We start from the raw sequence: 13872 nt of genomic DNA, 5'->3' as shown, positions 1-13872 counted from the left end.
TCAAGGAGAAACACCATGAGTTTTATGTTAGCACTGCCAAAGATCAGCCTGCACGGCGCGGGCGCTATCGGCGATATGGTCAATCTGGTTGCTGGTAAGCAGTGGGGCAAGGCGCTGATCGTCACCGACGGCCAGCTCGTTAAGCTCGGCCTGCTGGATAGCCTGTTTACCGCCCTGGACGCGCATAACATGTCATACCATCTATTCGACGAGGTTTTCCCAAACCCAACGGAAGAGCTGGTGCAGAAAGGCTATGCGGCCTATCAGGCTGAATCTTGCGACTATATCATCGCCTTCGGCGGCGGCAGCCCAATTGATACCGCGAAAGCGGTTAAGATTCTTACCGCTAACCCGGGCCCATCCACCGCCTATTCCGGCGTAGGAAAAGTGGTCAACGCCGGGGTGCATCTGGTGGCTATCAACACCACCGCCGGTACCGCCGCAGAAATGACCAGCAACGCGGTGATCATCGATACTGCACGTCAGGTTAAAGAAGTCATTATCGACGCCAACATCATCCCGGATATCGCAGTAGATGATGCCAGCGTTATGCTGGATATCCCGGCCTCCGTGACCGCCGCCACCGGTATGGATGCATTAACCCACGCGGTGGAAGCGTACGTTTCCGTCGGGGCGCACCCATTAACCGACGCCAACGCGCTGGAAGCAATTCGCCTGATCACCCTGTGGCTGCCAAAAGCCGTGGATGACGGTCATAACCTGGAAGCGCGTGAGCAGATGGCATTTGGTCAGTACCTGGCGGGAATGGCGTTTAACAGCGCCGGTCTGGGTTTAGTTCATGCGCTGGCTCATCAACCGGGCGCAACCCACAACCTACCGCACGGTGTCTGCAATGCTATTCTGCTGCCGGTTATTGAAAACTTTAACCGCCCTAATGCCGTGCCGCGTTTTGCCCGCGTCGCACAGGCGATGGGCGTGGATACCCGCAATATGAGCGATGAAACGGCCAGCATGGAAGCCATCAACGCTATCCGTCAGCTAAGCACTCGCGTGGGTATTCCGGAGGGTTTCAGCAAACTGGGTGTCACTAAAGCAGATATCGAAGGCTGGCTGGATAAAGCGCTGGCTGACCCGTGTGCGCCGTGTAACCCTCGCACCGCCAGTCGCGATGAAGTTCGCGAGCTATACCTGGAGGCATTATGATCCGCAAAGCCTTTGTGATGCAGGTTAACGCCAACGCACACGAGGAATATCAACGACGCCACAGCCCAATCTGGCCTGAACTCGAGTCTGTGCTTAAAGCGCACGGTGCGCACCACTACGCTATTTATCTTGATGAAGTGCGTAACTTGCTGTTTGCCACCGTTGAGATTGAGTCCGAAGAGCGCTGGGACGCGGTTGCTAATACCGAAGTATGTCGGCGTTGGTGGAAATACATGACCGACGTGATGCCCGCTAATCCGGACAACAGTCCTGTGAGCGCAGAGCTAAAAGAAGTGTTTTACCTGGCTTAACATCAAGCCTTCCCGTCCGGGAAGGCTTTTTTTCACTTCGCTCATTTTTCGATCTTTCTCCCACTTTTAAAAAAACCTATCGCAGCCCCACTTCCTGCCATTGAAACCCGATTGCGTTGTGTTAACTTCTCTTCAAACTGGCATACGCCAGTTATAATAACGGAGTGTGGTTAACATGAAAAAACTAAAAGTTGTCACCGTTGGCGGGGGTTCAGGCTATACCCCAGAACTGATTGATGGATTCATTCGTCGTCATGACGAGTTGCCCGTCAGCGAATACTGGCTAGTCGATATCGAAGCAGGTGAAGAAAAGCTGGCAGTTGTCGGGGCGCTGGCGCAACGAATGGTTAAAAAGGCGGGTATCGATATGACCGTCCACCTGACGACCAACCTGCAGGAGGCGCTCGCCGGTGCAGATTTCGTCACCACGCAGATTCGCGTTGGGCAGCTTGCCGCACGCATTCAGGATGAGAAAATCCCGTTACGGTATGGCGTGTTAGGCCAGGAAACCACTGGGCCAGGCGGTTTTATGAAAGCCCAGCGAACCATCCCCGTGCTGCTGGATTTATGCCAAAACATGGAAACGCTTTGCCCGGACGCCTGGCTCATTAACTTCACCAATCCGGCCGGCATCGTTACCGAAGCTATCGCAAAATACAGCCCGATTAAGTCGTTAGGTATCTGCAGCGGCGCTAACAGTATGATGCGCGATATTGCTGGCGCATACGGTGTTGAGCGCGAAGATGTTTACGCACGAATTATCGGGCTAAATCATTTAATTTTCGCCGATCGAATTGCGGTTACAGGGCAGGATTTCACCGCCGATTTTATTGAAAAACTTGCTCAAAGTGTCGGTTCTAATACGTTGAAAAATATCCCCGACCTCGGCTTGCCCGCCGAGTTTATCCGCTCGCTGAAACTGTATCCCCTCTCCTATCTGAAGTACTTCTACATGAATCGGGAAATGGTGGAACATGAAATAAATGAACTTCAGCATGGCGGGACGCGCGGCGAGCAGTCTCTGGTCATTGAAAAGTCGCTCTTTGAACTCTATCGCGACCCGAATCTCTGTGAAAAACCGGCGGCACTTTCCGCGCGCGGCGGCGCACTCTACTCCGATACCGCATGTTCGATCATTAGCTCAATTTACAACAACAAACGAGAAATACATGTCGTCAACGTGCCAAACCAAGGGACAACGCCAGACCTCCCCGACGATGCCGTGATAGAAACCAATGCAATGATTGACAGCCTTGGTGCTCATCCACTGGCATATGGTCGGCTGCCCACATCCGTCAGAGGGTTAATCCAAAGCGTAAAAGCCTTTGAAGAGTTAACCGTCGAAGCCGCCATCACTGGAAATAGGCAGACAGCATTATTGGCGCTCTCGGCGCATCCACTGGTGCCATCGGTCGATATTGCAGAAAAGATTCTTGCCGATTACCTAACCGCTAATCGCGATTATTTACCGCAATATCAGTAAACGGAATACCTTACTAAGGATAGTCCCATGATCAAGTTCTTAGAGAGTCGTGTGGTACCTGTTTTAGTGAAGATTGGTGAAAATACGGTACTGGTCGCCGTGCGTAATGGAATTACCTACACATTACCTTTTATTATCGCGGGCAGTATTTTTTTGATTGTCGCTAATCTGCCCATTCCCGGATGGCGTGAGCTATTAGGCAGCTTCAGCGATACACTTAGCGTCCCGGTCAGTGTGACCTTTGGCGCAATTGGCCTGATCGCGGCCATTGGTATCAGCTACAACCTGGCCAAACAGCTCTCACTGGATGGAATGAGCTGCAGCTGTATCACCGTTGCCGTTTTTTTAATGGCACAACTGGACAGTCACTGGAAAATCAACGTCGATAATTTTGGCGCATCTGGGCTGTTCTCAGCCATTATTCTCTCCATTCTCACCGTGTATATCGTCCGCTTTTTTATTACCCACCATATCTATATCAAATTGCCTGACAGCGTTCCTCCTGCGGTGCTGCAATCATTTATTAGCCTCACTCCCGCTGTCGTATGCCTGGTGCTGGTATGGTTTATCCGGGTGATTCTGAATTTTGATATCAATGCTTTTTTTACCCTCATCCTCAGTCCGTTAGTTATGGGGCTTGATACCCTCCCGGGGATGCTGCTACTGGTCTTTTTAATCTCGCTGTTATGGTGCTGCGGTATTCATGGCACCAATGTTCTTTCCGGGATAACCAGCCCTATTTTTTTAAAATTCATCGCCGAAAATACAGAAGCGTTCCTTGCGCATCAGCCGGTTCCGCATATCACAGCAGAAGGTTTCTATAACTTTTTTATCTGCTCGGGCGGCTCAGGAGCCACCATGGGACTGGTCCTGGCCATGATTGTCTCAAAAAGCCGGTATTATAAATCGCTGGGAAGGATGTCTATCGGGCCTGCCATATTCTGTATTAATGAGCCCGTCATTTTCGGTGTTCCAATGGTATTCAACCCATTAATGATGCTGCCCTTGATCATCACACCGATGGTGCTGTGTACCTGCTCGTATCTGCTGATGGATTTTAATATTATTGCGCGGCCCGTCTTTCAGATCCCCTGGACGATGCCGCCGATTTTGAATGCCTACTTCGCCACGGCCGGTAACATTCCCGCAGCCATATGGTCGGGCTGCATGGTTATCATCTCAACGGTTATCTATTTCCCCTTCTTCAAAATGATGGAAAAAAACCAGTTGGCGACAGAGGCAATAGAAGACGCCCGATTGAAAGAGGTTAACGCATAATGACCATGGTCATTTAGAGAGCCATGCTACACTGGACGCTACTTCACCCTTGGCCGTGAAATCAATCGTGAAGTAGTTCCCCGCTCTCTGGATGCCCACGGAAGAAACGAAAATGACAGCTCGATATATCGAGATAAAAAACAGCATAAAAGACGCTATTCTGGAAAAAAAGTACGCCATTGGGGATAAAATCCCGTCTGAGCGCGAGCTAGCGGCCCAGTACAATGTCACGCGAGTGACATTACAGAAAGCGATGCATATCCTTGAGCAGGAAGGTTTTATTGAGCGAGTACACGGTAAAGGGATGTTTGTTTCCCGCGTCCTGCAGGACAACGTCTTTATGCTCAATAACGGTAGCAGCAGTTCTATTCTGGGTTTCTCACGTGAATTTCAGCAGCAGGCAAAAGTCACCAGCCAGCTCATCGTAGCGCAAATTATCCCCGCTCCCGCTTTCGTTGCCCAGCATCTTGGCCTTACCGGCAAACAGCCCGTTCATTATATCCGTCGCGTGCGCATGATTGATGGCGAGCCTGCACTGGTTGAAGACTCATGGATAGATTGCGCCATTATCGATGTTATTGAGAATTCGGTACTGGAAAAGGGATCGCTGTACGAATATATCGAAATCAAAACGGGTAAGAAAATAAAATTCTATAACTCAGTGATTGAGGCTGACATTTTTGATGACACATTGGCTTCATTGCTGAATATTCCGGCCGGAAAGCCAATGTTAAAAGTGACTGGGGTAACAAAACTTGAAGACGGCACGCCGTTCAACTACTCCTGTAGCTACAACCGGGCGGATAAATTCAAGGTTAAAAATAGCTGGGTCGGAAAATAGAAAACGCCCGTGATGGGCGTTTTCCTGACTGCTGCAATTAGAAATAGTATTTGAAACGAACGCGTGCACCGTAGCGATCGTCAGAACCCGTGCCATTGTTATCGTCACCATCGCTGTCCAGGATGGAGTAATAAGCGCCGAGATAGATATTAAAGTTCTGCATATTCATAACATTCGCGAACTGATACGACGCGTGGAAGGTATGAATATCATACGTCCCTTCATCGTCAATCCAGCAGTCGTTGTCGCACACCACGCCCGCATAGTCATCAATCTTATTATGGGCGTAGATATAACCCAACTCGAAGCGTTTCCACAGTACGTTAGCTCCTGCGGTGAAGTCTTGTTCATTATCCGCATCGAGATAGGCAGTATTCGCGTTAATTACGACACCATTATCCGGATCGTTCTTCAACCCGTTCCATGTCATGGTCAAGCCATAGCCCGTACGGCCGGACTGATCGATAAACTGTCCCTGGTTATTGGTATAGCCGTAAGCGTTATTGATAACGTTGCTTTCCATACCGGCCGAAACGGTGAATTCATCCGTTGGCGACCACGCCACCACGGGACGCAGGTAGATAACGTTTTTCTGCTGATCAATATCGCGACCGTGATATTGATCATCCTGATACAGCGAAGTACCGTCTTCCATCAGGGTGTTTAATTCAAAGTACCAGTTATCAAGCTGTTTACTCATCAGGAAGTTGCCGCCGGAATCCGAACGACCGCGACCTTCTTTCATCATATAAATATAGCCGCTGCCGTCATCATAGAGATCGTTCGCGGTATTTCCTGAATGTTCAACAAAGGTATCCTGGTTTAACGGGAACATATCGTAGGCTTCGAAACGGCCAACTTTAATTTTCCAGTCATCCTCTTTACCAAAGAAGAAGACCGAGTCATCGATATTGACCGAACCGGACAAATCGCCCAGCGGCTGCGCCGAGAACCCGGCATAATAGCCGTTATCTAATTTACGCATCCCGTCAAAACCGAGCAGAATACGACCATTTATGTCCCATTTTTCATTAGTCGAGTCGCTATTAGAGTCCGGATTCATCATCGCAAGTACACCCTTATTACTTGCCGCATCCATGTTGAATTCCACGTCGCCGTAGATTTTCAGATCGCCATAGCCTGAGAGCACCAGATTCGGTGTAGTGGTATTTTTCTTGGTTTCTTCCGCTGGCGTCTGAGCATTCACCGGCGTATTACCTTGTGCAGCCTTAATTTCTTTAATTTCATTGGCCTGCTGTACCTGCAGATCCTGTACCTTCTGCTCGGCCTGATCGGCACGGCCTTCTGCTGCTTCCAGACGGGATTCTAACTGCTCCAGTCGCTGCTCCAACGTCATTTTCGTTGTTTTAGCGAAACCGGTATTGGCCACTAATAATAATCCAATAGCGATAGCTAAGGTCGATTTATTCATTATTCACTTTCCTTGAAATAAAGAATACCCCAGAAATCTCAAGAGAGATCTCGTGTGCATTTATATAATAGCGATGAATGTTTTTATTATTTAGCCATAAAACAAAATGTTAAGTTGCAAACAAACACAGTTTCAATCGGCATAGAAACATTAGCTAATAAAGTTTAGCGCGTAAACAACGGCAGTTTAAAGATCGTGAGCGAGATAACATTGAAAGTGAAGAAAAGAAGAATGTCGACGTTAACTATTAATAAGGAATACTTTAGAAACAAAACAATAGATTTATAATATTATTTTAACGACATAATTATTATAAACAGATACGGTATTATATATATTACCGTATCCGCTCATGTTCAATTTTGTTCCGCGACCAACAGCGCCATCGTATCCGGCTCCAGCGCTTTAAACAGATGTTCTTCATCGGCAGGATAGCAAATGTAATCTCCCGCGTTCAGCTCCTCCGGCCCGCTGGTTAAGCCAACCAGCGCTCGCCCCTGCGTAACAATGATATGTTCAACTGACCCCGGGGGATGCGGATGAGAAATCCTGTCGGCGCCCGGCTGCGTGGTCAGCAAATAGATATCACGACGCGCGCCTGGCGGGCAGGCGGCGAGCAGCGTGGCCTGATAGTTGGCCTGCTCAGCCAACACTTTCGTACCTTCACCCCGGCGAATCACCTGTGTTTTATTCGGCTGCGGTTCAAGCAGGCGGGCGAACGGAATGTCCAACGCCACACAAAGCGCCCAGAGGGTTTCCAGGCTAGGGTTGCCATTCCCGGCCTCAAGTTGAGAAAGCGTCGATTTCGCGATCCCGGCACGGCGGGCAATTTCGGCCAGAGACAACCCCGTCCTCGCGCGTTCACGAACCAGACTTTTTGCAATCACGCTGATTGGCTGTGTCATACACAACTCCGTCGTTTTATATATCGAACAATTCGTTCGCCTTGAACTACCACACTGATTCGTTCATTATAATGGAGATTTCGTTCGATATGGTAAACTTAGATGTCTCTGAAAATGTTCTCCTGCCTGAAAGGCGGCACGATTAAAGCCATTTTCCTCGTCTGTCTGGCGGTAGGCGTCGTAGGGGTCTCCTACGGTTCACTGGCGATGGCGTATGGATTTCCACTTTGGGTACCGCTGCTGCTTTCAATCTCTGTGCTCGCGGGCGCGTCGGAATTTATGTTTATCGGTATCGTCGCCAGCGGCGGTAATCCGCTGGCCGCCGCTGCCGCAGGGCTGTTGGTCAACGCCCGACACATCCCGTTTGGCGTCACGGTAAGGGATCTCGTTGGCCGCCGCGCCGCCAGCTTTATTGGCTGCCATATCATGAATGATGAGAGCGTGGTTTTTGGGCTGTCGCAACCGACTCCTGAGCAACGCAAAGCAGCATTCTGGCTCTGCGGGGTTGGCGTGGCGCTTTTCTGGCCGCTGGGTACACTTTTTGGCGCCGCGGTGGGCAAACTCTTACCCGCACCGGAAACCATCGGCCTGGATGCGGTTTTCCCCGCGATTTTGCTCGCCCTCGTGGTTCCCGCATTTAAGAATCGTACGACGCTAATTCGAGCCTGTAGCGGTGCTGCGTTATCACTGGTTAGCGTGCCTTTTGCACCCGTTGGGCTACCGGTGCTGCTTTCACTGTTTGGTCTGCTGGCGAGGAAAAAATAATGGAAAACATGACGCTGTTTATCGTCGGTATCGCCATTTTGTCGGTTGGCACCTATTTAATGCGTCTTGGCGGCGCGAAGCTGGGAAATCGCTTAGCCTTTTCGGAACGCTCGCAGGCGCTGCTCTCCGATGCCGCAACGGTACTGCTTTTTTCCGTCGCACTGGCCACCACCTTTTATGAAGGTGAGCACTTTTCCGGAATGGCGCGCGTGCTAGGGGTAAGCTTTGCGGTGTTCCTGGCCTGGCGCAAAGCACCGTTAATTGTGGTGATTTTTGCCGCTGCTATCGTTACAGCACTGCTGCGTCTGGCGGGTATACACTAAAAGAGCGCCTTTGGGCGCTCATACCGTATTCATTTTTCTATTGGCTAACCTAGCCTAAAGTGTGTGCTTGTGCACAAAGCTCACTCGCGCTTACCACGCGATATGTCGCAGCCCACTGACATATTGCCGCTCATCTCTTCATCACCACCCCGTTAAAATCAGAGCAATTCGGCTTTAACGGAGTCTCACCATGGCAACCCTTACAGCAAACTGTATTGACCTGAATATTCAGGGTAATAGCGTTTACTCCATCCTCAAACAACTGGCAGATATGGCCTTTCAAAACGGCTACGTCAGCGATCGTAATCAGTTTTTGCAAACCCTGCTCCAGCGGGAAAAACTGCACTCCACCGGCTTTGGTTCGGGTATCTCCGTTCCTCATGGCAAGAGCGCCTGTGTAAAGCAGCCCTTCGTTCTGTTCGCACGTAAATCCACATACGTGGACTGGAAAGCCAACGATGGCGAAGACGTCAACTGCTGGATCTGTCTCGGTGTACCGCAAACCGGCGAAGATGCCCAGGTCCAAATCATTGGCACCCTGTGCCGCAAAATTATCCACCAGGATTTTATCAACCAGCTGAAACAGGGCGATGCCGACCAGGTACTTGCGTTGTTAAATCAGACCTTAACCTCATAGGGAAACGGCTATGGAGTCATCCTTACGTTTAGTGGCAATCACCAACTGTCCTGCGGGAATTGCTCACACCTACATGGTCGCAGAAGCGCTAGAGCAAAAAGCGCGCGCCCTCGGCCATACGATTAAAGTCGAAACACAAGGTTCCAGCGGCGTCGAAAACCGTCTGACTCATGAAGAAATTGCCGCCGCTGATTACGTTATTCTGGCGACCGGGCGAGGGTTAAGCGCTGATGACCGCGCACGCTTTGCCGGGAAGAAAGTCTATGAGATTGCGATTTCCCAGGCGCTAAAAAATATCGACCAGATATTCACGCAGCTACCTTCACATTCACAGCTGTTTGCCGCGGATAGTAGCGTGAAGCTGGGTAAGCAAGATGTGCTGCAAGGCAGCGTGATGAGCCATCTGATGGCAGGCGTCTCCGCCGCACTGCCGTTTGTTATCGGTGGCGGTATTCTGGTGGCTATCGCCAATATGCTGGTGCAGTTCGGGCTACCGTATACCGATATGTCGAAAGGCGCGCCATCGTTCACCTGGATTGTCGAGTCCATCGGCTATCTTGGCTTCACCTTTATGATCCCGATTATGGGGGCGTACATCGCATGGTCGATTGCCGATAAACCGGCCTTCGCTCCGGCGTTTCTGGTCTGCTACCTGGCGAACGATAAAGGTCTGCTCGGGACGCAGTCCGGTGCCGGTTTTCTCGGCGCAGTCGTTCTCGGACTGGCGATCGGCTATTTCGTGCTGTGGTTTCGTAAAGTACGCCTCGGCAAAGCGCTTCAGCCGCTGCTTGGCTCAATGCTAATCCCATTCGTCACCTTACTGGTCTTTGGCGTGCTGACCTATTACGTCGTCGGCCCGGTAATGTCAGACATCATGGGTGGCCTGCTGCATTTCCTGAACACCATTCCGCCATCCATGAAATTGGGCGCGGCGTTCCTCGTCGGCGCGATGCTGGCGTTCGACATGGGTGGGCCAATCAACAAAACCGCGTGGTTCTTCTGCTTCTCACTGCTGGAAAAACACATCTATGACTGGTACGCCATCGTCGGCGTCGTGGCGCTGATGCCGCCCGTCGCCGCGGGTATCGCCACCTATATCGCGCCAAAACTGTTTACTCAGCAAGAGAAAGCCGCCGCCAGTAGCGCGATTGTGGTTGGCGCGACCGTAGCGACCGAACCAGCCATTCCCTACGCGCTGGCTGCCCCGCTGCCGATGATAACCGCCAATACCCTCTCCGGCGGCATTACCGGCATGCTGGTTATCGCTTTCGGAATCAAACGACTGGCACCGGGTTTAGGTATCTTTGACCCGCTAATCGGCCTGATGTCTCCAGTAGGATCATTCTATCTGGTGCTGGCGATTGGCCTGGCGCTGAACATTTCACTCATCATCATCCTGAAAGGATTGTGGCTCAGACGTAAAGCCGCGCAACAGGAGCTTGTCCATGAACATTGAGTTACTACAGCAGTTATGCGAAGCCAGCGCCGTCAGCGGTGATGAACAGGAAGTTCGCTCGATTTTGATCGGCGCACTAGAACCGTGCGTGGACGAAATTACCTTCGATGGCCTCGGCAGTTTCGTTGCCCGCAAAGGCACTCGCGGGCCGAAAGTCGCCATCGTCGGCCATATGGATGAAGTGGGCTTTATGGTGACGCATATCGACGACTGCGGTTTCATCCGCTTCACCACCATTGGCGGTTGGTGGAACCAGTCGATGCTCAACCATCGAGTGACCATTCGTAGCCGCACAGGAGCAAAAATCCCCGGCGTGATCGGGTCCGTTGCACCGCATGCCCTGACGGAAAAGCAAAAACAACAGCCGCTGTCATTTGATGAGATGTTCATTGATATTGGGGCGAATAGCCGAGAAGAAGTGGAAAAACGCGGTATTGCGGTAGGCGATTTTATTAGTCCGGAAGCAAACTTTGCCCGCTGGGGCGAAGATAAAATCGTCGGCAAAGCGCTGGATAACCGCGTCGGCTGCGCCCTGATGGCCGAGCTGCTACAGACTGTGAACAATCCTGAGATTACGCTGTATGGCGTGGGCAGCGTTGAGGAAGAAGTCGGCTTACGTGGGGCACAAACCTCGGCGGAGCACATCAAACCCGATGTGGTTATCGTACTGGATACCGCTGTCGCTGGCGATGTGCCCGGAATCGACAACATCAAATACCCGCTGAAGCTGGGCAATGGGCCTGGACTGATGCTGTTTGATAAACGCTATTTTCCCAATCAGCAGCTGGTAGCCGCGCTAAAAGAGAGCGCCAAAAGCAGCCACGCGCCCCTACAGTTTTGCACCATGAAAACCGGTGCAACGGACGGCGGACGCTACAATGTGATGGGTGGCGGTCGTCCCGTAGTGGCGCTGTGCCTGCCGACTCGCTATCTGCATGCCAATAGCGGCATGATTTCGGCAACGGACTATAACGCGCTGTTCACCCTGGTCCGCGAGCTACTGGCCTCGCTAACAGCGGATAAGGTCAAAACCTTCACCGACTTTCGCCAGGTGAGATAATGTTGAACGAACGCCAGTTAACAATCGCGGAAATTCTCGAACAGCAACCCTGCATACTGGGGGAGCTGGCGCGACAAACTGGCGTTTCGAGTCGTACCGTTTTACGCGATATTGATTACCTCAACTTTACTTTCAGCGGTAAGGCTCGCATTACTCCTTCGATAAATATGGGTTATCAACTGGAGATTGTTGACAGACGCGGCTACTTCCAGCTTTTGCAGCGCCATGATAATGATGACCGGCTGCTGGCGGTATTATTGCTCAACCCGTTTACGACCCGCGTGCAGCTCGCTTCAACGCTGAATTTACCTGAAACCTGGGTCGCTGAAAGATTGTCGCGGTTAAAGCAGCGCTACGAGCGCGCATTCTGCGTGACCAGCCGTCCTGGCGTCGGGCATTTTGTTGATGTACCTGAAGAAAAGCGCATTTTCTTGCTGGCGAATCTGCTCAGAAGAGACCCGTTGTTGATTCCCCTGCCGGGCATTACACGTGAGAACATCGAGCAGCTTCAGCGGGCCTGTGAAAATATGCACACTTTTGCGCTGGTCGCCGGGGAGTATCTCGTCAGTGTAGTGCTGGCCATTTACGCTCTGCGCAATCAACTCTCCGTCACCTGGCCTGAGTGCCAGCATGTTGCGCTTAAAAATGCAGTGGATCAGGCGGGGATTTATCTGGGGGACCGGGCGTTCAGGGCGCTAATGGGTCTCCTGGAAATTCAGCAACGACATACCGCCGGAGTATCCAGGGAGGGTATCGTGTCGCTGCTAAAATCGCTGCCCGGAATCACCCAACTGAATATTATCGACGCGCAGCTGGTTGATAATATTACTGGCCATCTCATGCGCTGCATCGCCGCACCGGTATGGATCCCAGAACACCGGCAAGGCAGCATGAACAACCTGAAGGCCACTTGGCCCGCCGCATTTGACATGAGCCTGCTCTTTATCGCCAGGCTGCGTGAGCAATTGGATATTCCGTTGTTCGACAGCGACCTGATCGGGCTGTACTTTGCCTGTGCGCTCGAGAGACATCAAAATGAACGCCAGCCGATTATTTTACTCTCCGACCAAAACGCTATCGCCACCATTAACCAGCAGGCGATTGAGCGAGACGTGCTGAATTGCCGGGTTATCATCGCGCGAAGCCTGAATGAAGTGACCGCTATCGGTGAGGAAATCGCACCACTGTTAATCATCAATAACAGCCACTACCTGATTGATAATGCGGTGAAAAATGTCATTACCATCAAAAATATTATCACTGCTGCAGGAACCGAACAGATTAAAAACTTTCTCGCCACGGCGTTTATCCGCCAACAGCCAGAGCGTTTCTTTTCACAACAAGGCAGCTTTCATTACGCCAATACGGCGGGCGAAACCTGGCAGGGTATTATTGGGAAAACCTGCGGGCAGCTGGTGATACAGGGCCATATCACGGAAGACGAAGCGCTGCGTATTTGCGCCCGGGAACATGAAGGTGAAAACTTGATTGTGAATCGTCTGGCGATCCCCCATTGCTGGAGCGAGCAGGAACGCCGCTTTCGCGGATTTTTTATCACCCTCGCGCGTCCCATCCAGGTCAATAACGAGCCGGTCAGCCACCTGCTGATCGCCTGCACCGCCGCTGATGCGCGCCATGAATTAAGAATCTTTAGCTACTTAGCGAGCATTCTGTGCCGCCACCCCAGCGAAACCATTTCAGGCCTGGCCAGCTATGACGAATTTATTGCACTGCTAAAGCAGTAAGTGCAGGAAACGAAAAAAGCGCCCGTAGGCGCTCTTTCGACAGTAACTTTTAGCTTATTTGTTCAGTTCAGCGGTCATGTGCACGCGATTACCAGCATAGGCCTGGGTAATTTTGTAAGAGCTTGCACCTGCCTGTTCAGCCTGAGCGGCAATTTTCGCTTCTGCGCCATCAATAGTAGAGGCGGTTGCAGTCACGGTTTGTGCGGCGAAAGAACCGAAAGAAGTGGCCAGAGCGATAACTGCGACAAAAGTTTTGATGCTTTTCATGATGTAAACCTTTTAACTTAGTTGTTTGAATAAGGCGTCTCGCCTTGATGTGATAAATAATAGGCCACATCTTCACCAACTAAAAGTGGAGTTATTTGTTGTTATCAGTCAATTAATTTGATTAATAATCATCACCGATTTTTTTCTTTTATGCTGACTTTTAGCTGGCGAGGACAAAAACAAAAAAAGCGCCCGTAGGCGCTCT

Annotated in this window: 14 protein-coding genes; 11 read left to right on the top strand and 3 right to left on the bottom strand. The window is 51.1% G+C overall.

Annotation, left to right across the window (positions count from 1 at the left end; all coding sequences use genetic code 11):
- Nucleotides 1-15 precede the first annotated feature (15 nt).
- The 5 genes from fucO to ABOC97_RS16440 all read left to right on the top strand — a co-directional run bounded on the left by fucO (nucleotide 16) and on the right by ABOC97_RS16440 (nucleotide 5077).
- Nucleotides 16-1164 (top strand): lactaldehyde reductase, encoded by a 1149-nt coding sequence (gene fucO, locus ABOC97_RS16460; RefSeq protein ID WP_349599772.1) that lies wholly within the window; start codon nucleotides 16-18, stop codon nucleotides 1162-1164.
- Nucleotides 1161-1475: an L-rhamnose mutarotase gene (gene rhaM, locus ABOC97_RS16455; RefSeq protein ID WP_349599769.1), complete on the top strand. Its 315-nt coding sequence runs from the start codon at nucleotides 1161-1163 to the stop codon at nucleotides 1473-1475. Before fucO ends, rhaM begins: the two co-directional genes overlap by 4 nt.
- Nucleotides 1476-1650: 175 nt before the next feature.
- Nucleotides 1651-2958, top strand: a complete 1308-nt coding sequence (locus ABOC97_RS16450; protein WP_349599766.1) for a 6-phospho-beta-glucosidase — start codon at nucleotides 1651-1653, stop codon at nucleotides 2956-2958.
- A gap of 27 nt (nucleotides 2959-2985) precedes the next feature.
- The gene (locus tag ABOC97_RS16445) at nucleotides 2986-4236 is read left to right on the top strand and encodes a PTS sugar transporter subunit IIC (RefSeq protein ID WP_349599763.1); all 1251 of its coding nucleotides are present in this window, start codon (nucleotides 2986-2988) and stop codon (nucleotides 4234-4236) included.
- Nucleotides 4237-4348: 112 nt separating this feature from the next.
- Nucleotides 4349-5077, top strand: coding sequence for a GntR family transcriptional regulator (locus ABOC97_RS16440; protein ID WP_234507991.1), 729 nt, complete (start codon nucleotides 4349-4351; stop codon nucleotides 5075-5077).
- Between the two features lie 37 nt (nucleotides 5078-5114).
- Here the strand turns inward: ABOC97_RS16440 and ABOC97_RS16435 are convergent, their stop codons facing one another.
- Entirely contained in the window at nucleotides 5115-6509 is a 1395-nt protein-coding gene (locus tag ABOC97_RS16435; protein WP_349599760.1) for a carbohydrate porin, read from the bottom strand.
- Nucleotides 6510-6865: 356 nt separating this feature from the next.
- Nucleotides 6866-7414, bottom strand: coding sequence for a helix-turn-helix domain-containing protein (locus tag ABOC97_RS16430; RefSeq protein ID WP_349599758.1), 549 nt, complete (start codon nucleotides 7412-7414; stop codon nucleotides 6866-6868).
- A gap of 114 nt (nucleotides 7415-7528) precedes the next feature.
- On the opposite strand from ABOC97_RS16430, the gene ABOC97_RS16425 reads away from it, so the two are divergent.
- The 6 genes from ABOC97_RS16425 (at nucleotide 7529) to ABOC97_RS16400 (ending at nucleotide 13400) form a co-directional block, all read left to right on the top strand.
- Nucleotides 7529-8179: an AzlC family ABC transporter permease gene (locus ABOC97_RS16425; protein ID WP_349599887.1), complete on the top strand. Its 651-nt coding sequence runs from the start codon at nucleotides 7529-7531 to the stop codon at nucleotides 8177-8179.
- Nucleotides 8179-8502, top strand: a complete 324-nt coding sequence (locus tag ABOC97_RS16420) for an AzlD domain-containing protein (RefSeq protein ID WP_349599755.1) — start codon at nucleotides 8179-8181, stop codon at nucleotides 8500-8502. Before ABOC97_RS16425 ends, ABOC97_RS16420 begins: the two co-directional genes overlap by 1 nt.
- Nucleotides 8503-8692: 190 nt before the next feature.
- Nucleotides 8693-9139, top strand: coding sequence for a PTS fructose transporter subunit IIA (locus ABOC97_RS16415; RefSeq protein ID WP_349599753.1), 447 nt, complete (start codon nucleotides 8693-8695; stop codon nucleotides 9137-9139).
- A 10-nt stretch (nucleotides 9140-9149) separates the two neighbouring features.
- Entirely contained in the window at nucleotides 9150-10595 is a 1446-nt protein-coding gene (locus ABOC97_RS16410; protein WP_349599750.1) for a PTS fructose-like transporter subunit IIBC, read from the top strand.
- On the top strand, nucleotides 10585-11655 hold the full coding sequence (locus ABOC97_RS16405; RefSeq protein WP_349599747.1) for an aminopeptidase: 1071 nt from the start codon (nucleotides 10585-10587) through the stop codon (nucleotides 11653-11655). Before ABOC97_RS16410 ends, ABOC97_RS16405 begins: the two co-directional genes overlap by 11 nt.
- Nucleotides 11655-13400: a putative frv operon regulatory protein gene (locus ABOC97_RS16400; protein WP_349599744.1), complete on the top strand. Its 1746-nt coding sequence runs from the start codon at nucleotides 11655-11657 to the stop codon at nucleotides 13398-13400. Before ABOC97_RS16405 ends, ABOC97_RS16400 begins: the two co-directional genes overlap by 1 nt.
- A gap of 54 nt (nucleotides 13401-13454) precedes the next feature.
- Here ABOC97_RS16400 and ABOC97_RS16395 read toward each other — a convergent pair whose 3' ends face one another.
- Nucleotides 13455-13667, bottom strand: a complete 213-nt coding sequence (locus ABOC97_RS16395) for a YdgH/BhsA/McbA family protein (RefSeq protein WP_234507120.1) — start codon at nucleotides 13665-13667, stop codon at nucleotides 13455-13457.
- Between the last annotated feature and the right edge of the window lie 205 nt (nucleotides 13668-13872).

It is taken from the genome of Kluyvera huaxiensis, from assembly GCF_040149365.1.
GTDB lineage: Bacteria > Pseudomonadota > Gammaproteobacteria > Enterobacterales > Enterobacteriaceae > Kluyvera > Kluyvera intermedia_A.
Note: the sequence above shows the minus strand (reverse complement) of the source record. Positions and strands in the feature narration are given on the sequence as shown.